26 protein-coding genes are annotated in these 20,991 nt (G+C 60.0%); 17 read left to right on the top strand and 9 right to left on the bottom strand.

All coding sequences use genetic code 11. The features are described 5' to 3' along the window. The first annotated feature begins 12 nt into the window (after window positions 1-12). The 4 genes from aspS to FN828_RS00265 all read left to right on the top strand — a co-directional run bounded on the left by aspS (window position 13) and on the right by FN828_RS00265 (window position 5,432). Complete coding sequence (gene aspS, locus FN828_RS00280) at window positions 13-1,794, top strand: aspartate--tRNA ligase (RefSeq protein ID WP_142491381.1); 1,782 nt, start codon at window positions 13-15, stop codon at window positions 1,792-1,794. A gap of 164 nt (window positions 1,795-1,958) precedes the next feature. Then, window positions 1,959-3,353: a DUF1800 domain-containing protein gene (locus FN828_RS00275; RefSeq protein WP_142491380.1), complete on the top strand. Its 1,395-nt coding sequence runs from the start codon at window positions 1,959-1,961 to the stop codon at window positions 3,351-3,353. Window positions 3,354-3,368: 15 nt separating this feature from the next. Beyond that, window positions 3,369-4,601 (top strand): DUF1501 domain-containing protein, encoded by a 1,233-nt coding sequence (locus FN828_RS00270; RefSeq protein ID WP_142491379.1) that lies wholly within the window; start codon window positions 3,369-3,371, stop codon window positions 4,599-4,601. 111 nt (window positions 4,602-4,712) lie between these two features. Further along, window positions 4,713-5,432, top strand: a complete 720-nt coding sequence (locus FN828_RS00265) for a GNAT family N-acetyltransferase (RefSeq protein ID WP_142491378.1) — start codon at window positions 4,713-4,715, stop codon at window positions 5,430-5,432. 66 nt (window positions 5,433-5,498) lie between these two features. Here FN828_RS00265 and FN828_RS00260 read toward each other — a convergent pair whose 3' ends face one another. Continuing rightward, window positions 5,499-6,215, bottom strand: coding sequence for a response regulator (locus FN828_RS00260; RefSeq protein WP_142491377.1), 717 nt, complete (start codon window positions 6,213-6,215; stop codon window positions 5,499-5,501). 152 nt (window positions 6,216-6,367) lie between these two features. On the opposite strand from FN828_RS00260, the gene mce reads away from it, so the two are divergent. Both mce and FN828_RS00250 read left to right on the top strand, forming a co-directional pair. Next, the gene (gene mce / locus FN828_RS00255) at window positions 6,368-6,772 is read left to right on the top strand and encodes a methylmalonyl-CoA epimerase (RefSeq protein ID WP_142491376.1); all 405 of its coding nucleotides are present in this window, start codon (window positions 6,368-6,370) and stop codon (window positions 6,770-6,772) included. Then, complete coding sequence (locus FN828_RS00250) at window positions 6,772-7,065, top strand: DUF1467 family protein (protein WP_142491375.1); 294 nt, start codon at window positions 6,772-6,774, stop codon at window positions 7,063-7,065. Before mce ends, FN828_RS00250 begins: the two co-directional genes overlap by 1 nt. Window positions 7,066-7,135: 70 nt before the next feature. Here FN828_RS00250 and FN828_RS00245 read toward each other — a convergent pair whose 3' ends face one another. Genes FN828_RS00245 through FN828_RS00235 form a run of 3 tightly spaced genes read right to left on the bottom strand, consistent with a single transcriptional unit; the run spans window position 7,136 to window position 9,570 of the window. Continuing rightward, window positions 7,136-7,831, bottom strand: coding sequence for an EI24 domain-containing protein (locus tag FN828_RS00245; RefSeq protein WP_142491758.1), 696 nt, complete (start codon window positions 7,829-7,831; stop codon window positions 7,136-7,138). Further along, window positions 7,828-8,406, bottom strand: coding sequence for a nitroreductase family protein (locus FN828_RS00240; RefSeq protein WP_142491374.1), 579 nt, complete (start codon window positions 8,404-8,406; stop codon window positions 7,828-7,830). Before FN828_RS00240 ends, FN828_RS00245 begins: the two co-directional genes overlap by 4 nt. A gap of 51 nt (window positions 8,407-8,457) precedes the next feature. Further along, on the bottom strand, window positions 8,458-9,570 hold the full coding sequence (locus FN828_RS00235) for a class II histone deacetylase (RefSeq protein WP_142491373.1): 1,113 nt from the start codon (window positions 9,568-9,570) through the stop codon (window positions 8,458-8,460). Between the two features lie 143 nt (window positions 9,571-9,713). On the opposite strand from FN828_RS00235, the gene FN828_RS00230 reads away from it, so the two are divergent. Then, window positions 9,714-9,968, top strand: coding sequence for a DUF167 domain-containing protein (locus tag FN828_RS00230; RefSeq protein WP_142491372.1), 255 nt, complete (start codon window positions 9,714-9,716; stop codon window positions 9,966-9,968). Here FN828_RS00230 and FN828_RS00225 read toward each other — a convergent pair. Continuing rightward, a complete protein-coding gene (locus tag FN828_RS00225; RefSeq protein WP_142491371.1) occupies window positions 9,965-10,210 on the bottom strand; it encodes a hypothetical protein in 246 nt (81 codons plus the stop codon). The genes FN828_RS00230 and FN828_RS00225 overlap by 4 nt on opposite strands. A 90-nt stretch (window positions 10,211-10,300) precedes the next feature. Here FN828_RS00225 and FN828_RS00220 point away from each other — a divergent pair, with 90 nt between their 5' ends. The 6 genes from FN828_RS00220 to FN828_RS00195 all read left to right on the top strand — a co-directional run bounded on the left by FN828_RS00220 (window position 10,301) and on the right by FN828_RS00195 (window position 12,730). After that, a complete protein-coding gene (locus FN828_RS00220) occupies window positions 10,301-10,996 on the top strand; it encodes a M48 family metalloprotease (protein WP_142491370.1) in 696 nt (231 codons plus the stop codon). Between the two features lie 89 nt (window positions 10,997-11,085). After that, window positions 11,086-11,445, top strand: a complete 360-nt coding sequence (locus FN828_RS00215; RefSeq protein WP_142491369.1) for a YigZ family protein — start codon at window positions 11,086-11,088, stop codon at window positions 11,443-11,445. Window positions 11,446-11,559: 114 nt separating this feature from the next. Then, window positions 11,560-11,826, top strand: a complete 267-nt coding sequence (locus tag FN828_RS00210) for a DUF6455 family protein (protein ID WP_221930516.1) — start codon at window positions 11,560-11,562, stop codon at window positions 11,824-11,826. Between the two features lie 70 nt (window positions 11,827-11,896). Then, window positions 11,897-12,151, top strand: a complete 255-nt coding sequence (locus tag FN828_RS00205) for a DUF6455 family protein (RefSeq protein ID WP_142491368.1) — start codon at window positions 11,897-11,899, stop codon at window positions 12,149-12,151. Between the two features lie 17 nt (window positions 12,152-12,168). Beyond that, the gene (locus tag FN828_RS00200; RefSeq protein WP_142491367.1) at window positions 12,169-12,438 is read left to right on the top strand and encodes a DUF6455 family protein; all 270 of its coding nucleotides are present in this window, start codon (window positions 12,169-12,171) and stop codon (window positions 12,436-12,438) included. Window positions 12,439-12,475: 37 nt separating this feature from the next. Next, entirely contained in the window at window positions 12,476-12,730 is a 255-nt protein-coding gene (locus tag FN828_RS00195) for a DUF6455 family protein (protein ID WP_142491366.1), read from the top strand. 110 nt (window positions 12,731-12,840) lie between these two features. On the opposite strand, the gene FN828_RS00190 is transcribed toward FN828_RS00195, so the two are convergent. Together FN828_RS00190 and FN828_RS00185 are read right to left on the bottom strand one after the other, a co-directional pair. After that, window positions 12,841-13,326 (bottom strand): DUF4405 domain-containing protein, encoded by a 486-nt coding sequence (locus FN828_RS00190; protein WP_142491365.1) that lies wholly within the window; start codon window positions 13,324-13,326, stop codon window positions 12,841-12,843. Window positions 13,327-13,558: 232 nt separating this feature from the next. Then, window positions 13,559-14,260 carry a FadR/GntR family transcriptional regulator gene (locus FN828_RS00185; protein ID WP_142491364.1) on the bottom strand — a complete coding sequence of 234 codons (702 nt, stop codon included), beginning with the start codon at window positions 14,258-14,260 and terminating at the stop codon, window positions 13,559-13,561. Between the two features lie 90 nt (window positions 14,261-14,350). Here FN828_RS00185 and FN828_RS00180 point away from each other — a divergent pair, with 90 nt between their 5' ends. Next, window positions 14,351-15,100 (top strand): sulfite exporter TauE/SafE family protein, encoded by a 750-nt coding sequence (locus FN828_RS00180; RefSeq protein WP_142491363.1) that lies wholly within the window; start codon window positions 14,351-14,353, stop codon window positions 15,098-15,100. A 45-nt stretch (window positions 15,101-15,145) separates the two neighbouring features. Here the strand turns inward: FN828_RS00180 and FN828_RS00175 are convergent, their stop codons facing one another. Next, a complete protein-coding gene (locus FN828_RS00175) occupies window positions 15,146-15,526 on the bottom strand; it encodes a rhodanese-like domain-containing protein (RefSeq protein ID WP_142491362.1) in 381 nt (126 codons plus the stop codon). Window positions 15,527-15,557: 31 nt separating this feature from the next. Continuing rightward, on the bottom strand, window positions 15,558-16,493 hold the full coding sequence (locus tag FN828_RS00170) for a LysR family transcriptional regulator (protein WP_142491361.1): 936 nt from the start codon (window positions 16,491-16,493) through the stop codon (window positions 15,558-15,560). Window positions 16,494-16,591: 98 nt separating this feature from the next. Here FN828_RS00170 and FN828_RS00165 point away from each other — a divergent pair, with 98 nt between their 5' ends. From FN828_RS00165 to FN828_RS00155, 3 genes are all read left to right on the top strand, one after another. Beyond that, window positions 16,592-17,815 carry a urate hydroxylase PuuD gene (locus FN828_RS00165; protein ID WP_142491360.1) on the top strand — a complete coding sequence of 408 codons (1,224 nt, stop codon included), beginning with the start codon at window positions 16,592-16,594 and terminating at the stop codon, window positions 17,813-17,815. Between the two features lie 127 nt (window positions 17,816-17,942). Next, complete coding sequence (mutL, locus tag FN828_RS00160; protein ID WP_142491359.1) at window positions 17,943-19,811, top strand: DNA mismatch repair endonuclease MutL; 1,869 nt, start codon at window positions 17,943-17,945, stop codon at window positions 19,809-19,811. 3 nt (window positions 19,812-19,814) lie between these two features. After that, window positions 19,815-20,990 carry a DNA recombination protein RmuC gene (locus FN828_RS00155; RefSeq protein ID WP_142491358.1) on the top strand — a complete coding sequence of 392 codons (1,176 nt, stop codon included), beginning with the start codon at window positions 19,815-19,817 and terminating at the stop codon, window positions 20,988-20,990. Window position 20,991 lies beyond the last annotated feature (1 nt).

Below are 20,991 nucleotides of genomic sequence, written 5' to 3'. Positions count from 1 at the left end.
AGGGAGCATATCATGCACGCATATCGCAGCCACACCTGCGCAGACCTGAACAAGGACAATGTCGGCCAGACCGTCCGCCTGTCGGGCTGGGTCCATCGGGTGCGCGACCACGGCGGCATCCTGTTTATCGACCTGCGCGACCATTACGGCGTGACGCAGGTGTTGTGCGATCCCGACTCGGCCGCCTTTGCCGAGGTCGAGAAAGTGCGCAGCGAATGGTGTATCCGCATCGATGGCGAGGTGAAGGCCCGCGCTGACGATCTGGTGAACCCCAAACTGCCGACCGGCGAGATCGAAGTTTTCGTGCGCGGGATCGAGGTGCTGGGCGCGGCCAAGGAATTGCCGCTGATGGTGTTCGGCGATCAGGAATACCCCGAGGAAACCCGCCTGCGGTATCGCTATCTGGACCTGCGCCGCGAAAACATGCAGCGCAGCATGACGCTGCGGTCGGATGTTGTGGCCTCGATGCGCCGCCGCATGTGGGATAAAGGGTTCCGCGAATACCAGACCCCGATCATCACCGCATCCAGCCCCGAAGGCGCGCGTGATTTTCTGGTGCCGTCGCGTCTGCATCCGGGCAAGTTCTATGCGCTGCCGCAGGCCCCGCAGCAGTTCAAGCAGTTGATCATGATGTCGGGCTTCGACAAGTATTTCCAGATTGCGCCGTGTTTCCGTGATGAAGACCCGCGCGCGGACCGTTCGCCCACCGATTTCTATCAGCTTGACCTAGAAATGTCCTTTGTTGAACAACAGGACGTTTTCGACACGATCAGCCCCGTTCTGGCCGGTGTGTTCGAGGAATTCGGCGGCGGCAAAAAGGTGGACAATCCCGCCGAGTGGCCGCAGATTTCCTATAAAGACGCGGCGCTGTGGTATGGCACCGACAAGCCCGACCTGCGCAACCCGATCAAGATGCAGGTGGTCAGCGAACATTTTGCCGGGTCCGGTTTTGCGATCTTTGCCAAGCTGCTGGAACAGGAAGGCACAGAAATCCGCGCCATTCCCGCACCGACGGGCGGTAGCCGCAAATTCTGCGACCGCATGAACGCCTTTGCCCAGAAAGAGGGCCTGCCGGGTATGGGCTATATCTTCTGGCGTGATCAGGGGCAGGGTATGGAAGCCGCTGGTCCGCTGGCGAAAAACATCGGCCCGGAACGGACCGAAGCGATCCGTCAGCAATTGGGGCTGGGCGTGGGCGATGCTGCGTTCTTCCTTGGCGGTAAGCCGAAAGCCTTTGAGAAGGTTGCAGGCAAGGCGCGTGATGTGATCGGCGAGGAACTGGGCTTGACCGATCAGGACCGTTTCGCATTCGCCTGGATCGTCGATTTCCCGATCTATGAACAGGACGAGGAAAGCGGCGAGATTGATTTTGAACACAACCCGTTCTCGATGCCGCAGGGTGGGCTGGAGGCGCTGAATGGCGATCCGCTGGAAGTGCTGGGCTATCAGTACGATCTGGCCTGTAACGGCTATGAGCTGGTGTCCGGCGCGATCCGTAACCACAAGCCCGAGGTGATGCTGAAAGCCTTTGAAATCGCGGGCTATGACGAAGCCGAGGTGAAGAACCGTTTCGGTGCGCTGTATCAGGCGTTCCAGTATGGTGCCCCGCCGCACGGTGGTTGCGCGGCTGGTATCGACCGGATCGTGATGTTGCTGGCTGGCACGTCGAACATCCGCGAGGTCATCATGTTCCCGATGAACCAGCGCGCCGAGGATCTGATGATGAACGCCCCGTCCGAGGCCTCCAGCGATCAGTTGATGGAACTGTCGCTGCGGATCATCCCGCAGGATTGAGCCAAACAGGGCTAAGCATGTTTAAAAGGGCGTCCAATCGGGCGCCCTTTTGCCGTTTTGTGTTTGTGGTTCCTGAACGCAGATGAAACCGGGTGGAATATGCCCTATCTTATCCGCATGAAGCGTTTCCTCGAAATGTTTTGGGGGCGAAAGAGAGGCCGGACATGTCCTTTGATCCAGTGATTGCGGAAACCCGTTTTGGCACGGGGCTGTCGCCGGTGGCGGACGCGCCGCGTTCGGTACAGGACATGCTGGCGTGGTTGACCGGGCCGGATCACGCGGCGGATCAGTTTCAGATCGAAAGCTATGATCAGTTCCGCCAGCGGATGACCGAGGCGCAGGAAAAGGGAAAGATATTTCGCCGGAACCGGGGCGCGCAGAATGTCGAAGAATTGCGGAAAGCCTATAACCACGTGAAGCAAGAGGCGCGGCGCGCTCAATCGGTGTGGATGATGCAGACTTTGGCCCGGCGCAGCACTACGGCGGATGGGTTTCGTGAGCGGTTGGCCGCGTTTTGGGCGGATCATTTCACCGTCATAGGCAAAGGCGGCGTGATGCGCCGCGTGGCAAGCCCCACCACTGACAGTTTCATTCGCCCCTATCTGACGGGGCAGTTCAGCGATTTGTTGCTGGCCGCTGTGACCAGCCCGGCGATGGTGAATTATCTGGATCAGCAGTTTTCCGTAGGGCCTAACGCCCCTGCGCGGGAAAAAATGCCGCCTAATCGTGGATTGAACGAGAATCTGGCGCGCGAGGTGATGGAACTTCATACGCTGGGCGTGGAGGCCCCGTATTCGCAGCGGGATGTGCGGGAACTGGCGGAATTGCTGACAGGGCTGGGAATCGGTTCGGATCATGCGCGGGTGTTTCGACCTGAATGGGCCGAACCGGGGGCGGAAACCGTTCTGGGGCGCAGCTATGGTGGTGATCCGGCACAATTCGCGGATATTCGTGCGGTGATGGATGATCTGGCCCGCCACCCGGCAACGGCGCGGCATTTGTCTGGCAAGTTGGCTGTACATTTTCTGGGGGATGTCCCTGATCCGGGGCTGACCCGTGCGATGGAAACCGCGTGGCTGGATACGGGCGGTGATCTGCTGGCGGTATATGCCGCCATGCTGGGACATTCCGAGGCCTGGCGGACAGAGCGGCGCAATGTGAAGCTGCCATTTGACTTCATGTCCTCTGCTTTGCGGGCGCTGAATGCGCCGCCAAACCCGTTTCGGGGCCGTCCGAACGATGTGGAACAGCGGATTAAAAAGCACTTCATCCGTCCCCTGCGCCGAATGGGGCAGCCGTGGGAGGAGCCGCAAGGCCCAGATGGATGGCCGGAACAGGATGAAATGTGGATTACCCCTCAAGGCGTGGCCACGCGCATGGAATGGGCGCTACGGGTGCCGCAGGTGTTGGTGCCAGACCTGCCCGATCCGCGCATGTTTGTCGAACAGGCGATTGGGGGAAATGTCCCCGAGGCGGTACAATTCGCCGCCCGCGCTGCCGAAAGCCGACACGAAGGCATCGCGCTGGTGTTGATTTCCCCTGCTTTTCAGCGCCGATAGGAAGGAAGCGTTGTGATGAACCAGACTGCAAACTGGACCCGCCGCAAGCTGCTGACCCGATCCTTGGCAATAGGGTGTTCGGCGGCGGCCAGCCCGTTGATGACCCCGGTTAGCTTTGCTGCTGCGCCGTGGGATAATCGGCTGGTGGTCATTATCTTGCGCGGCGCGATGGACGGGTTGGATGTGGTGCAGCCGTATGGGGATGCAAACTATGCCAGCGCGCGCCCTACGCTAAAGGGTGGGGAAGCTGGGGGCGGACAGGATTTGAACGGCTTCTTCGCCCTTCATCCGGGTTTAGAGGCATTGATGCCGATGTGGCGCGCCGGGGAATTGGGGTTCGTCCATGCGGTATCCACCCCGTATCGGGACAAACGCAGCCATTTTGATGGGCAGGATCTGTTAGAGGCGGGAACCCCGGCATTGGGGGCGGCCACCGGGCGGGATGGCTGGCTGAACCGGATGTTGCAGACGGTGCCGGGGCTGCGGCCCGATCTGGCCTATGCGATTGGGCATGAAAATATGCTGCTGCTGGATGGCGCGGCCCCGGTGGCAAACTGGTCCCCGGATGTCGAACTGGCCCTTTCCCCACAGGGGCGTAGACTGGCTGAACTGGTGCTGCATGATGACCCCGCGTTTTCCGACGCCTTTGCCGAGGCGGCTTTGTTGCTGGGCGGTGACAAGGACGCCGGGCTGAACGCGACCCCGGCTGACATGGGGATGATGGATGGCATGGCCGGGTTGAACCCCAAAGGTGGGGGCATTCGGCAGGTCGCCGCCTTTACCGGGGAAAAGCTGCGGGGGGACAGCCGGATTGCGGCCTTTTCCATAGGGGGGTGGGATACGCATCGGGGGCAGGGGGCGGCGCTGCCGCGTGCGTTGGCACAACTGTCGGATGCGCTGCTGGTGTTGCAGGCCACGCTGGGCGATGTATGGGCAAAGACGGCGGTGTTGGCCGTGACGGAATTTGGCCGCACCGTGCGGGAAAACGGCACCAAGGGAACCGATCATGGCACCGGGGGCGCAATGGTGCTGGCCGGTGGGGCATTACGGGGCGGGCAGGTCTATGGCGATTGGCCGGGACTGGCGCAGGGGGATTTGTACAAAGGGCGTGATTTGTTGCCGACCCGCGATGTCCGTGCCTATGTCGGATGGGTGATGCGCGGCCTTTTCGGATTGGATAAGGCGCTATTGGAACGGGCGATTTTTCCGGGGATGGAGTTAGGGCCGCGCCCGAACCTGATCCTTTGATGCTTGGGTGTGTCCGTTTGCGCGGCTGCTGCCCGGTTTCCGTAGAAATCCGGGCTTTTGTCGGGGCATCGCCTGCACTAGCCTTGGCCCTGTAAGTGCAGGAGAACCGCAATGAGTGAGAGCAGACCAATCGGTGCGCCGGTTCCCGGATGGACGCCGCCCCCCGCCCCGGATGGGCAGGGATTAGAAGGGCGCTATGCCCGGCTGGAAAAGTTGGATGCCGATACCCACGCTGCGCTGCTGTTCCGCGCGGTCGAAGGGCATGACTGGCTGTGGGATTATTTGCCTTACGGGCCGTTTTCGTCTGCTGCGCAATATCATCGCTGGATGAGAGAGGCCGCCGCAGGCGCGGACCCGTTGTTTTATGCGATCTATGACAAGGAAAAACGCAGTTACGGCGGTGTCGCCAGTTTCCTGCGGATCACCCCGGCGGCGGGAACGATCGAGCTGGGCCATATCAATCTGTCACCGATACTGCAGCACACCTGCGCCGCGACCGAAGCGTTTTATCTGATGATGGACTGGAGCTTTGCACAGGGCTACCGGCGCTTTGAATGGAAATGCGACGCGCTGAACAAACTGTCACGCCGGGCGGCGCAGCGGTTGGGGCTAAGCTACGAAGGGGTGTTCCGTCAGGCGGCGGTGGTGAAGGGGCATAACCGGGATACGGCGTGGTTTGCGGCAACGGACCAGGATTGGCCCGCGCTGAAAGAGGCTTATGCGGTTTGGTTGTCGCCTGAAAATTTCGGGGCCGATGGGCGGCAAAAAGAAAGCCTGTCCGATCTGACCCGATTGGCCCGTGTGGCATCTGATCCGTTGCTGGCCGGATAGGTCGCGCATTTGTTGGATATATCAGAAAACGCCGCGTCCGAATGCGCGGCGTTTTCTAGTGTGTGGCTACACGGCGATGGGCGCGGACAGGCGGGCCTGCATCAACCCCGCCAGTTGGGCCACGGCGGATTGACAGGATTGGCCGCGCATACGCGCGATGGTCAGTGCTTCGCCTGCGGTGCGCAGCGGCGTGTCCCCGGCGCTGTGCGCCAGTCCGGTGACGAATTGCGCCACATAGTCCAGCATTTCATCGTCCAGCCCATCACATAGCAAATCCGTGGCATGGGCCAGATCATCGCGGAATGCCGCCCGATCCGGGTGGACAATCGTATCATTCACAATACGCGGCCCCATTGGGCGCTGATCTTCGGGCAGGTGCGATAGGATCAGTTCCTGAAACTGTGCCAGTGCGTTGGCGGGTTTGGGCAAAAATCCGTCCGCCCCTGCCGCGCGGCAGGCATCCCCGGCCATGTCATCACCGCTGGTCCCCAGAATGACGGGAATACGGGGGCGCATCATGTGGGCGGTGTGGATCAGATCGGTGCCATCGCCATCGGGCAGGCCAATATCCACGATCAAAACCGAAGGGCGGTAAATCTGTAAATGCCGTTCCGCAGCCTCGATCGTGTCGGCGCGGCGGATGCGGGCGCCGGATCGCAATGACAGCAGGCGCACCGCTTCGCTGGCGAAACGGCTGTCCTCGACGACCAAAACAGTCAGCCCCAAAAGCGGACGGGTGGGGGTAGGGTATCGGGCATTTTGAAAAAGCGGGGCGTCGTCCATACGGGGTTCCTCCTGCGTGATGATCCGGTGCAGGATGGGGTAAGATCGGTGAATCCCCGGTTAACGCTGTGTCGAATGTGACCCCCTGTCGCTTGCGCTGATCGCGGGTGACATTCATAACAGCGCAAATATCCGAGTCAGAGGAGACCGCCATGATTGGCCGCCTGAACCACGTTGCTATCGCCGTTCCCGATCTGGAAGCTGCATCCGAACAGTATCGCACCGCATTGGGCGCGAAGGTAAACGCCCCGCAGGATGAACCCGATCACGGCGTTACCGTGGTGTTTATCGAATTGCCGAACACCAAAATCGAATTGCTGTACCCGCTGGGCGAAAATTCCCCCATCGCGGGTTTTCTGGAAAAGAACCCCGCTGGCGGCATCCACCATGTCTGCTACGAGGTGGACGACATCATCGCCGCCCGCGACCATCTGAAAGCCAGCGGCCTGCGTGTTCTGGGCAATGGAGAACCGAAGATCGGCGCACATGGTAAGCCGGTTCTGTTCCTGCATCCCAAGGATATGAACGGCACGCTGGTGGAACTGGAGCAGGTCTGATGACCATTACCTCGGCCATTGTGCTGTTTGCGGTGATCTGGTTCATGTCTTTCCTAATCGCCATCCCGATCCGCCTGAAAACACAGGGCGATGTGGGCACGGTTGTCCCCGGCACCCATGCCGGTGCGCCCGAGGATCACCAGCTAAAGAAAAAGGCGGTTATCACCACCATCGTTTCGGTGGTGCTGTGGTGTATCATTTCGGGGATCATCCTGTCGGGATGGATTTCGGTGCGGGACATTGATTGGTTCAACCGCATGGGGCCAGCGCCGTTGACGGAACAGGGGCGGTAATCGCGCCTGCGACATGTACAAAAGGGCAGCTTTGGGGCTGCCCTTTTTTGTTTTCAAATCTGCGGCGGTGTTACCGGCGTCCGCCGGTCAGGCCATGATAGATATGGGTAAATGTTGCCGCCCCAAGGATTGGGATCACAAGGTTCACCAGCGGCAGCGACAGCGGCATCGCCATCAGGGTTCCCGCCAGCCAGATCGTGCCACGGTAGCGGCGGCGCAGGTCTTTGGCGCCTTCGCGCCCGACGCGGCGGATTGCGGCCAGCGTGAAATATTCCATCCCCAGCAGATAGCCGTTCATCCCCCAGAAGATAAACAGCGCTGCGGGCGGGAACATGGCATACAGGATAATCGCCAGAATATTCGCCCCAAGCAGAATACCCAGAAAGTTGATGGTATCTTTCACCGCTTCGCCGAATGGCACCTTAGTGGCCGGGGGCAGGTGGGGATAGTGGCGGTCTTCGACGGCCTGCGCCACCTCGTCCAGAAACATAGAGGTGATGGCCGATGCCACTGGCACCATCAGGAACACCGACAGCACGATCATCACAAAGACGCTGGACCATGACAGCAGATCATCCAGCCAGGTCACTTCGCCTACCAGCGGGATAACCGCCTGATCCCCCACGGTGATCTGCAAGAACCACAAGAAGGCGGCGAAAACCGCAACCAGCAAGGCCACTGTCAGGGCGATGCCCAGAAACAGCACCTTGCGGAAGCGCCGATCCCCGATCTGTGACAGGGTTTTCAGAAACGCGCTAAAGATCATTCCGATTGCCATGTCACGATTGCGTTCAAGTCCGGTCGGGGCCGATCCGGCGGGGCCGAAGTTTCGGTTCCGATATGGATAAAGCCCGCGATGCGTTCGTTATCGGCCAGACCCAGCCCATCGGCCATAAAGCCGCGGTCATGCGATGGCCAACCGCTCAGCCAGTTTGCCCCCCAACCCGACGCCAGCGCCGCGTTCAGCAACGCCAGACAGGCCGCCCCGGCGGAATAGGTCATTTCCAGTCCCGGCACTTTGTCGCTGTCTTTTTGGATTTCCACCACGGCCACGGCCAATGCGCCGGTGTCGAACTGGGCCGCGCCCTTGGTGGTTTTCTCGTCATCCAGCCCCAATGCGGCAGCGCGGTCGCGGGCAACCGCTGCCAGCCGGGTCAGTGCAGGTTTTTCCAACACGATGAACCGCCAGGGTTCCAGCTTGCCGTGATCGGGCGTGCGCGCTGCGGCGGTCAGGATCGGCAACAGATCGTCCCGCGATGGCACGGGGGTGGTTAGCGTCTTTTGCGGACGCGAACGCCGGTTCAGCAGAAAATCCAGCGCGGCGGGGTTCTTTTCGGGCATAGGTGTTCTTTTCCTTGGTCAGGCCTTATGTCGGGGCTGTGAGCCACCGGGTCAACCCGCCAGCCCGAATTCCCCAACCATTTCAGAAATAAGCTGGCTGAACACCGCGTTCATGCGGTCGTTTGGCTGACGTTTGGCGACTGTGGGGGCCATTGGATCCGGTGCGGTTTTGGTGCTGCCGGACAGTTCTTCCATCACCGCATGGCCGCAAAATGGCACATAGGCTTCGGAATAGCCGCCTTCGTGAACCATGACCAGTTTCCCGCCACACAGATCCTGTGCTGCCTGTTTGACCTGCCGTGTCATCAACCGATAGGTTTCCGCAGTACAAAGCTGATGCGCGATCGGGTCGAAAATACCCGCGTCAAAGCCACAGGCGATGATGATGACATCGGGCTTGAACTGGTGCAGCGCGGGCAGAACCAGCCGGTCCATTGCTTCCAGATACCCGACATGTCCCACGCCCGATGGCAGCGGGATATTCATGTTGTAACCCGCGCCCGCACCATTGCCCCGGTCGCTGGTTTCACCACTGTCCAGCGGATAGTTGAATGCCTCGTGCAGGCTGATCGTCAGCACATCGTCCCGATCATAGAAAATGCCCTCGGTCCCGTTGCCGTGATGCACGTCCCAATCCACCACGGCAAAGCGCTGCGCCAATCCGGCGGCTTTGGCGGCCTCAATAGCGATGGCGATGTTGTTCAGTAGGCAAAACCCGTTCGGCCAGTCCGGCAGGCAATGATGCCCCGGCGGGCGCGACAGGGCATAGGCATTGTCCAATTCGCCCTGCAACACGGCAAATAACGCCCCTTTGGCCAGCCCGGCAGACAGGGCCGCAATCTCGAACCCGCCCTTGGCAAAGGGGGTGCGTAGCCCCAGTTCGCCGCCGCCCGCATCCGACATTTCCTTGAACGCGGACAGGTAGGTTTCGGGATGGACCCGTGCCATATCTTCCCATGCGGCGGCGGGGGCGTGGCGCATCGCCAGATCTTCGGTGATGCCGGATACTTCCATCAGGTTTTTCAGGCGGCGCTTGGTTTCCGGGCTTTCTGGCAACCCGCCTGCGGCCAGTGGTTGCACAAAATCGCCCAGCGGCAATGTCAGCGCATAGTTTCCGCCAGCGTGCCAGAAACATTTTTCGTCCCAATAAAACCCTGTCGTCATTCTGGTCTCCCTCGCATTTTCCGGCTAACTATTCAGTGCCTTGTGGGGGATGTAAATGCGCAAGGCCCGGAAGGCCCGCGCAGGGTGGCCCCGTTGGAGGCCTTCGGCCAGAGTATTTGGGGCAAGATGAAAAAGGGGGCAGCATGAAGACCGATCTGAGCCGCTTGGCGGAACCGGGAACAGAAATTGCTGTGCGTGTGACCCCCAAAGCGTCGCGTAATGCGGTTGTTGTAGACGAGGATGGCGCAATCCGTGTTTATGTTACTACGGTGCCGGAAGATGGCAAAGCCACGGCCGCAGTTCAAAAACTGCTGGCAAAGGCGGTGGGCGTTGCGAAATCGCGGCTGGAACTGATACGGGGCCAAACCAGTCGGGATAAGGTGTTTCGGGTCGACTAACCGTCTTGTCCGGTGCGAACTCGCTGATACACCCCTTCGGGCAGATTCAGCGCAGCGGCCAGATCGTTGAGCTGTGAAATCGACAGGGTGATCTGGTTTACGCGTTCGGTACGCGGGTCCATCTGTTCCAGAACAATGCAATCTTCGAAGGCGTTGATTGTGATGTCCTCTTGCAGATGGGTGGCGCCTTCGTCGATCAGAGTGATCACTGTGGCGTCGAATTCATGTTCGATTGAAAACATTTGTCTTTTCTCCCCGGCCTGCGAATATCCTGTGTGATGGTGCCACGCGACAGGGCAGCGCAAAAGGGTGAAAACGAAAGGCCGCGTGAAATGAGGGTTTTGCTGTTATTGGGCATGGCACTGTGGCTTGCTGGCTGTGCCGAGGTCATGGCCCCGGTTATGCTGGCACCCGCCGAACGCGCCGAGGCACAGCAACAGGCGCGGCAGGCCGTGGAACGGTTTGTACAGGTTGTCGATGCCGTGGAACCCGTGGCCGAAGCGGAATGCCGCCGACAGTCCCCGGCCCGAAACTGTGATTATCTGGTCGCGGTGGATGACCGGATGCGTCAGCCGCCGAACGCGTTTCAGTTTGAAGGCCCCAGTGGGCGGCCTGTGCTGGTGTTTACGGTTTCCCTGATCGCAGAGGTGGGTAATGCCGATGAATTGGCTTTGGTGATGGGGCATGAAGCTGCGCATCATATTTTGGGCCATATAGAGCGCCAGCAGGTCGATGCGGTCATCGGGGCGGAATTGTTCACCGAATTGGCGACTGCGGCGGGGGCCTCTGTGCCGGAAATTCGTCAGATGCAGGATGTGGGGGCCGCAGTGGGCGCGCGCGTCTATGCCAAGGATTACGAAATCGAGGCCGATCAGTTGGGCGCACGGATTGCCCGCAAGGCCGGGTTCGATCCCTTGCGCGGGGTGGTTTATTTTACGCGTATGCCCGATCCGGGGAATCAGTTTTTGGGAACCCACCCGCCGAATGCGCAGCGGGTGCAGGCGATCCGGCAGGCCGTGGGCGGATAGCAGCGGGTTTGACCCTTCGGGCAGGGCCGCGTATGCCTAGGGTGGACGCTGAACCGCCGCTTTTGTGGCCCAAACTGCCCGGACTTTTGATGCTTCAGTTGGAAAATGTCGTGAGTGATCGCGGATCGCGATACGCTGTTTCCGGTGAACCTGTCAGCAGTCCGGAACAGGTTGATGCGTTTTTGAAACAACTGAAGCGTAATAAACGCTATGCCAAGGCGACGCATAACACATGGGCCGTGCTGTATAGCGACGGAACGCCCGTCAAAAACGATGACGGGGAATCTGGGGCGGGGATGGTGATCCTGCGGATGCTGGAACGCGAAGGGCTGACAGATCATATCGTGGTTGTGACCCGTTGGTATGGCGGCAAACATCTGGGCGGTGATCGGTTCCGCCATGTGCAAACCTGTGTGCGGGCCTATCTGGATGCGCTGGCCGCCGGGTAATCGCGCCGAATTGCCCCGGTTTTACAGCAGATTGACCTGAGTCAATGTCAAACGCTCAATGTGGCGTAGCCTTTGCCCGATTGCTGTTTATGCCTGCGACAGGGGGAACCGATCATGCAAAGCCGGGAAAAGATCAAACAACACATCGTTTTGATCAGCCATATGGCTGACGCGCTGGGGGTCGATCTGGAAGAGCAGACGATGATGGGGCATCTGGACCCCGAGGAACTGGCCGATGCGGTGCTGCGCTGCACCTCTTGCGTGGACCCTGACACCTGCCAGCATTGGTTGAACGCGCAGCAAGGGACGGCGGACCATCCGCCGGGCTATTGCCGCAATACCCGCCTTTTTGACGACTTGCGCGGTCAGGTTTCGATTTGATCTTGGTCAAGGCGCATCATGGTATGATCGCAAATAATGGACAATGTTAACTAATCGGAGGGCCTGTTTCGTGAAACCCTTAGGAGATCGTAAACAGCATTATTGGTTGGTGAAACAAATGGCAAAGGCGACTGGCGCCGATGTCGTTGGGGCGCACGCCTCGGGGCGGTTGGCGCAATCGGATTGGGCCAATTTGGTTCAGACCTGCCGGGAATGTGATTGGTCCGAAGGATGTCAGCGATGGCTGCACACTAATCCCAAGGCCAGCGATGCACCGGCAAGCTGTCCGAATTGTGATCGGTTTGCGGCGCTTCAGGCGGTGTAAGGAAAAGGAGGCGGAATATGGGAATCTTCGTGTCCTTAGGCGATCCCGCGCGGCATTTCTGGCTGACGCGTTCAGTCGCACGGTCCTTGGGCGTCAGCCTGTCCGAAGCCATGAGCGATGGCCGCCTGTCCCCACAGCGTTATGCGCGGATGGTGACGGATTGCCGGAAATGCCCGTTTACCGCCGAATGTGAAAACTGGCTGGCGCATACGGTTCCCGGCGCGGCCGAAGCCCCTGAAATTTGCGCCAATAGTGGCGTGTTGAACAGTCTGCGCCAAAGGCATTGATCAGACAAAAAAGACCGACATCAGAAGGAGTTGCCCAATGGGCCTTTTTAACAAGATCGACCAGCGCGCAGGCGTGATGGGCAAGATGGCCGAAACGCTGGGTGTGGATTTCGCCGAGAAGATCACTCAGGATCCCAACATGACGGCCACCTACCGCGAGGCGGTGATGCGGTGCAGTCATTGCAAACATGACGGCGAATGTACCGGGTGGATGGCAGAACATCCCCATTCTGATACGACCCCGGATTATTGTCGCAACAAGGATCTGCTGGAACAACTGGCGCAGAGCTAAGAAAGCTGCGCGTTGCATTGATCCGGTTAGCGCCCTGTCTTGGGGGCTTCGCTATGGCAAAACGCCCGCAAGCTGAGAGCTGGCGGGCGTTTTCATGCGCGTAGTGGGTCTTATTGTTTTAGGGCGACCAGCAAGGCGGCGGCCTTGCCCATTTCCCCGCCGGTCAGATCGCTAAGGCTTTGATCGGGGGTCGCGGCTACATCCTGCGCGGCCAGACGGTCGATCACGCCCTGCGTATCTGTCCCCAGCATCGGGGCCAGCGTAGACACCGGCGCAGAGATGACCATACGCACGGCCCCGAATTCCGGGCGCCCGCCCTTTTGCGACGACGGAATGAATGACAGGCCCAGTGCCAGAATGAAAATGCCCATGATGCACATCGCCAGCGGGCGTTTGAAATAGGTGGTGAACGCCCGCCAGTTCAGAACCAGATGCAGCACCACCGCCGCGATCATCACTATGCCCAGATATTCGTGCGCGACCTTGTTGAAGGTGGTGTTCAGATGGAAAAACATCAGCGTTCCGGTCACAGCCATCAGGATGAAGCTGCCGATGGTCAGTGGGGTGGCATATTTGCGCAAAGTAGACGTGGACATAGTGTAACCTTTGGTCAAACCGGGAAATGTGACGGGCGGGGTGAAACCCACGCCCGGTCCCCTGCGCTCAAGAAAGCCGGACCTTACGCACTAACCTGGCACTCTCCAGTTGTCCGACCCCCTTCGAGGCAGGAGACATATATTTTACGACCGGCCATTGCTGTTCCGTCGCGCGTTTCGCGGTTTTTTTGCAAGCGCAGCACAAAAAATAATATGGGGAAAAACGGTTGGATTATGGCACATGTGAGGGATCATGCCCGGCCATTGCTAACCCGATTGTATTCAGGTGTTGGGTCATGGCCAAAGCGGCGGCGTCGGGATCAGACCGTGCCACGGCATCGACGATCCGGCTATGTTGATCGCTGTGAAGGTGCCGGAATTCATTCACCCCAATCCGCCGATAGGTACGGCCCCATTCGTGCTGCCACGCTGCGCGGCGTCGGGCGTCTGACAGGTAGGCCAGCACGCCAATCAGCACCGGATTACCGGACACTTGGGCCAGCGCCCGGTGAAAGGCATCATCGGCGGTTTCACAGGCTTGGGTGTCTTGCGCGATGCGGCCAGCCTGTACCCGAACCCGTAGCAGCGTCACGTCTGTGGCGGTGGCGGATCGGGCAGCTTCTGCTGCGATGATCGGTTCCAAAAGAAACCGCGCCCGCATCAGATCGGGGGGCGCGGCCCCTTCGACCTGCAGTGTATCCCGGACCGGCAGATTGCGGGGGCGTGGGCCGCGAAACGTGCCTTGACCGACATGACGCCAAATCTGGCCTTCTGTTTCCAGCAGGGTCAGCCGTTTGCGCAGGGCTTCGCGGCTACAGCCCAGTTGCGCGGCCAGATCGCGTTCGGCAGGCAGGCGGTCGCCGATGTTGGGGGCCTGTGTGGCAAGCACCTGCCGCAACCGGGCCAATAGGGAATCGTCAGAGGGGCGGGGCATCGTGATCCTGATGATTTTAGACCAATTTGCAGACCAATTGACGATCCTGCAACAGCCTTTGTGCGCAGAATACTCAAAGGAGGGGGCGTAATGTTTGAAATCATGTTGCTGGCTGTTGCGGGATTTGCGGCGGGGGTGCTGAATGCTGTCGCCGGGGGCGGCACATTCCTAAGCCTGCCTGCGCTGATCTATGTCGGGGTGCCGCCGGTAAGTGCCAACGCGACGGCGACACTGACCGCGTTGCCCGGATATATCAGCAGTGCGTGGGCCTTTCGCCATGACATGGAGGCTGAGGGGCGTCTGCGTTTGCGGGCCATTTTGATACTGGCGGCACTGGGCAGTATCGCGGGGGCGATTTTGCTGATCGTGACGCCTTCGGATATGTTTCTGTGGATCGTGCCGTGGTTGTTGTTGTTGGCGACGGGGATGTTTGCGCTGGGGCCGTGGCTGTTAAGCCGCCTGCGGCAGCAACAGGAGCAGACTGCGGGACCGTTGGTATCGGCGGCGGTGCTTCTGGCGGTGTTCGTTTATGGCGGTTATTTCAACGGCGGTTTGGGGATTATGCTGTTGGCGGCGTTCGGGTTGCTGGGCTACCGGAACCTGCATGGCATGAACGGGTTGAAAAATGTTCTGTCCGCCATGTTATCGCTGGTTTCTGCGCTGACCTTCATCATGGCGGGGCTGATTGCGTGGGAACAAGCCGCGATCATGGCCGCCAGCGCCGCGCTGGGGGGCTATGTCGGAGCGCATCAAAGCCGCAAGATCACCCGCACCGATTTGTTGCGGCATTTCGTGACGGCTGTCGGGCTGGGGATGTCGGTGCTGTTTTTCCTGCGTTGACCAAGGTGGGGCCGCACCCGGACGGTGCGGCCCCATACTGGACAATCAGGCGGCTTCCACTTTTTGCGGGGCGCCGGTTGCCATATTGGTGCCGATGTATGGCTTTTGGGCGGCCTTCCAGCCCGCCATTCCGCCTTCCATATGGGCGATCAGGCCAATGCCTGCGTCCATTGCTGCGCGGGCCACCCGTTCCGAGCGCACGCCCGAACCGCAATGGAATACAATGCGCTTTTCGCTTTGGCCGGGCAGTTTGCCCGCCTTGAAAAAGGCCATCGGCATCAACAGGGCACCGTCGATATGTTCAAACATGTATTCCTGCGGGGTGCGCACGTCGATCAGCACGATTTCGTTGCGATCAAAGGCCGATTGAACCTCGTCCACGGTCCATGTCTCTAGCACCGCGCCGTCAACTGTTTCGGTTTTCATGTTCGGGGTCTCCTGATTGGGTAAGGCGCGTTCAGTCTGAACGCATTGTGTAACCGGAATGTAAGGCGCTTAGTGCGTCCTTGCAGCGCCCGGCGATGAAATCGGCAAAAAGCCGCACTTTGGGGTCGCGGAATTTGCGGCTGGGGGACAGCGAAGCCAATTGCGTGGGCAGCGGTGGGGTGGCCGTGGCGACGGGGACCAGATCACCCCGCGCCAGATGTTCAGCCACCTCGAAAACGGGTTTCAGCACAATCCCGGCACCGTCCAGCGCCCAAGCGGTCAGCACGTCGCCGTCATCCGATTCAAACGGCCCCCGGATTTCAAAACGGCGCGGGCCACGATCGGTTTGCAGCGTCCATTGAAATTCCTTGGCTCCCGGAAAGCGCAGGTTCAGGCAATCGTGGCGGTCATCAATCAGCGCCTGCCCATCGGCAGGCATACCGCGCCGCGCAATATAGGATGGGGCGGCGCACAATACGCGCGGGCAATCCGCGATGACCCGGATTTTCAGATCGCTATCCCCCAGCGGCCCCAGATGAAAGGCCAGATCCAGCCCTTCGCCGGTGACATCAATCACCCGGTCGGACAGGCGCAGGCGAATGTCGATTTCGGGGTATTGGTGTTTGAAGGCGGGAACGGCAGGGGCAATGAAACGCCGCCCGACGCCCAGCGGGGCCGATACGAACAGGGTGCCTTTGGGGGATCGTGTGGCCTCCATCACGGCGGCTTCGGCCTCGTCTATGGCCAACAGAATGCGACACGCCCCGTCATAGAACAATTCGCCATGTTCGGTGGGGCTGAGCGCGCGGGTGGTGCGATTGAACAGCCGCACCCCCAGATAGCGTTCCAGTTCGGCAATGCGTGACGAGGCAACCGCCGGGGAAACCCGTTGATCGCGTGCGGCGGCGCTCATGTTGCCCAATTCATAGACGCGGACGAACATGCGAATGTTATTCACATAGGACATTATCAACGATCTCTTGAAACTGTTCCTGTGATTAGAAGAATTAACAAACAAGTCACTGCTGCGATAGTCTGCGAAAAACGCAAAAACAGGAGAGGCCCATGCTGGACTGGATTGCCATCACCGAATGGCTGCAATTTGCCGTGCGCTGGCTGCACGTTGTCACCGCGATTGCATGGATCGGGTCGTCATTTTATTTCATCGCGCTGGATCTGGGGCTGCACCGGGATCGCAACCTGACCACCGGCGCGGATGGCGAAGAATGGCAGGTTCACGGTGGCGGGTTCTATCACATCCAGAAATATCTCGTGGCCCCGGCAAACATGCCTGACGGGCTGGTTTGGTTTAAATGGGAAAGCTATTCCACATGGCTGTCCGGTTTCGCGCTTCTGGCCGTGGTTTATTACATGGGTGCCGAATTTTATCTGGTCGATCCGGCGGTGATGGACCTGACGCCATGGCAGGCGATTGCGATTTCCGTGGCCTCGCTGGCGTTTGGCTGGATCGTTTATAATACCCTGTGCAAGCTGTTCGTGAACGCCAACCAAACTGGCCTGATGATTGCGCTTTTCGTGGTGCTGGTCGGGATGAGCTATTTCTACACCTCGGTGTTTTCCGGGCGGGCGGCGTTGCTGCATCTGGGGGCGTTTACGGCCACAATCATGTCGGCCAACGTGTTTTTTATCATCATCCCGAACCAGAAAATCGTGGTCGATGATCTGATCAATGGCCGTAAACCCGATCCGCAATACGGTAAAATCGCCAAGCAGCGCAGCACGCATAACAACTATCTGACGCTGCCGGTGATTTTCATGATGCTGTCCAACCATTATCCGCTGGCCTTTGCGACCGAATACAACTGGATTATTGCGGCGCTGGTGTTTCTGATGGGGGTGACGATCCGGCATTTCTTTAACTCGATGCACGCCCGCAAGGGGATGCCGTGGTGGACATGGGCGGCCACCGCTGCGCTGTTCATTGCCGTAATGGCGCTGTCGCTGGCCCCGATGTGGCAGGCCGAAGAACCCGAGGAGGCACGAGGCGCTGAATTGCGGTTCGCGCAGGCCGAAGGGTTCGAGGATGCCTATGACATCGTGATGGGGCGCTGTTCGATGTGTCATGCCGCTGAGCCGGGTTGGGACGGGCTGCGCCATGCGCCCAAGGGCATCCGGCTGGAAACCGAATCCCAAATCGCCCGCCATGCGCGTGAAATCTATCTTCAGGCGGGGATCAGCCATGCCATGCCCCCGGCGAACCTGTCGTTCATTGAACCCGAAGAACGGGCCAAAATCGTTGCATGGTATCGGAACGCGATCAAAAGCTAAGGTACCTGCATCCGATATGCTGTTCCTGAACGCCCCCTGATTGGGGGCGTTTTGCGTTGGCTGGGTGGGGGTGTGCTGCCGAAAACCCGTTGGCAGAATCGGCGCGGGCTATGCTAGTGATTGCGGTATGTCGCAGCCAAACCCCAAGATATCCACAGCCCCCCCCGTTATCCGGCAGTTGGATGACGCCGCAATCAACCGTATCGCCGCGGGTGAAGTGGTTGAACGCCCTGCATCCGCCGTCAAGGAACTGGTCGAAAACGCGCTGGATGCTGGCGCCAACCGCATTGATATTGCGATTGCCGACGGGGGAAAGACCCTGATCCGCGTGGCGGATGACGGATGCGGTATCCGGGCGGATCAGTTGCCGCTGGCGTTGTCGCGTCATGCGACCTCGAAAATCGACGGGTCGGATTTGCTGGATATTCACAGCTTCGGCTTCCGGGGCGAGGCGCTGCCCTCGTTGGGGGCGGTGGGGCGGTTAACCATCACCAGCCGCGTATCCGGGCAGGACGCTGCACAGATTGCGGTTTCCGGCGGGCAAATGGGGCCGGTGAAACCAGCGGCGCTGACGGGCGGCACCGTGGTGGAATTACGCGATCTATTTTTTGCCACCCCGGCGCGGCTGAAATTCCTGCGCACGGACCGGGCCGAAATGCAGGCCATCAGCGACACGATCAAACGTCTGGCGATGGCGGAACCTTTTGTGGGATTCACGTTGCGCGATGTGTCTGGCGGTGGCGAAGGCCGGGTGACGTTCCGCGCCGATCCCGAAACCGGCGATTTATTCGATGCGCTGCACGGGCGTTTAGCCCGCGTGCTGGGGGCGGAATTTGCGGAAAACGCGCTGAAAATCAATGCCGAGCGCGAAGGCTTTCTGTTAACGGGCTATGCCGCCCTGCCCACCTATTCGCGGGGATCGGCGATTGCACAATATCTGTTCGTCAATGGCCGCCCGGTGCGGGACAAGCTGTTGGTGGGGGCATTGCGCGGGGCGTTTCATGATTTCCTAAGCCGGGATCGTCATCCCGCTGCGGCGCTGTTCGTGGAATGTGATCCGCATTTGGTGGATGTGAACGTACACCCCGCGAAATCCGAGGTTCGGTTCCGTGATCCCGGCGTGGTGCGGGGTCTGATCGTTTCGGCGTTGCGTCATGCGCTGGCGGATGCGGGGCATCGGGCGTCCTCGACCGTGGCAGGGGCGACTTTGGGGGCGTTCCGCCCTGAACCGGCACCTGCCGGACCTGCACGAGTGTATCAGATGGACCGCCCCTCTGCCGGTGCGATCAGCCGCAGTTATCAGGCGCAGGCCCCTGCGCCAGCGCCCATGCCGGGCTTTGCCGATCTGGGGAATAGTTACAGCGCCCGCGTGGAACGGGTGGTGGACCCGGACCCGCAAGACATACCACAAGAACGCCTGCCGTTGGGCGCGGCACGGGCGCAGGTGCATGAAAACTATATCATCGCCCAAACGGAAACGGGCATGGTGATCGTGGACCAGCACGCTGCGCATGAGCGGCTGGTCTATGAAAAGCTAAAGGCGCAAATGGCGCAGAATGGCGTTGCTGCGCAGGCGTTGCTGATCCCCGAGATTGTCGAACTATCCGAAGGCGATTGCGCCCGGATCATGGATATTGCCGATGACTTGCATCGGCTGGGGCTGGTGATCGAACCCTTTGGCGGGGGGGCTTTGGCGGTGCGTGAAACCCCGGCGATTTTGGGGGAAATCAACGCTCGTGCGCTGGTTCTGGATGTGCTGGACGAACTGGCCGATCTGGGCGACAGCCAGACCGTGCAATCCCGGATCGAAGCGATCCTGTCCCGCGTGGCCTGTCACGGGTCGATCCGGTCGGGCCGCCGGATGCGGGCCGAGGAAATGAACGCCCTGCTGCGCGAGATGGAAGCAACGCCCCATTCCGGGCAGTGCAATCACGGCCGCCCGACCTATGTCGAGCTGAAACTTTCTGATATTGAACGACTTTTCGGGCGGACTTGAGGAATGCTGACGGTAAACGGGGTGAACGTGGATCTGAACGATCCGGTGGTGATCGGGCTTTTGCTGGCGGCAGTTGTGGCGCTGCTGATCGTGGTCCTGTTGATCATGGCGGTGCGTGCGGCAGGCCGGTCGGCGCAGATGGCGGCCCCGATTTCGCAGCAGATTCAGATGTTGGGGCAGCGGGTGCAATCGCTGTCTGATGGGCAGCAGCAATTGGCGGGCGGGTTAACCCATGTGTCCGAGGCACAGGCCGCATCGCAGGCGAATATGCTGCAACTGATGGAAAAGCGGCTGGCGCAGGTCAGCCAGCATATGAACGAAAACCTGCAAGGCAGCGCCCGCCGCACCGCGCATTCGCTGGGGGAATTGCAACAGCGGTTGCAAGCCATCGACAAGGCACAGGAAAATATCACCAAACTGTCCGGTGATGTGCTGAGCCTTCAGGATATTCTGTCCAACAAGCAGACGCGCGGCGCATTCGGGGAAATCCAATTGCGCGACATCGTGGGAAAGGCGCTGCCATCGGATAGCTATACTTGGCAGGCGACGCTTTCCAATGGGAAGCGGGCGGATTGTCTGATCCATCTGCCCAATCCGCCGGGGCCGATCGTGATCGACAGCAAATTCCCGTTAGAGGCCTATGAGGCGCTGGTGCGGGCCGAAACGCAGGAACAATTCAACCGCGCGGCCACGCTGATGCGGCAGGCGGTGCGCGGACATATCAAGGCGATTTCAGAAAAATATCTGATCGAGGGCGAAACCGCTGACGGGGCATTGATGTTCCTGCCGTCCGAGGCGGTCTATGCCGAATTGCACGCGCGGTTCCCCGAACTGGTGCGCGAAGGCTTCGCCGCGCGGGTTTGGATCGTGTCGCCCACGACCTGTATGGCCACGCTGAATACCATGCGCGCAATCCTAAAGGATGCGCGGATGCGGGAACAGGCGGGGGCGATCCGGCGCGAATTGGGATTGCTGTTCGCGGATGTGGACCGGCTGGGGACGCGGGTGGAAAATCTGGACCGCCATTTCGGGCAGGCGGCCAAGGATATTGCCGAAATCAAGATCAGCGCCGACAAAGCCGGACGCCGCGCCCGGCGGCTGGACAATTTCGATTTCGAGGAACTGGCCCCCGAGCCTGAAAGCCCGGTGGTGCGTATCGACAGACCCAAGGGAAGCTAAA

The organism is Thalassovita litoralis (assembly GCF_900182725.1).
GTDB classification, from domain to species: domain Bacteria; phylum Pseudomonadota; class Alphaproteobacteria; order Rhodobacterales; family Rhodobacteraceae; genus Thalassobius; species Thalassobius litoralis.
This window is presented reverse-complemented; position numbering and strand designations above follow the sequence as displayed.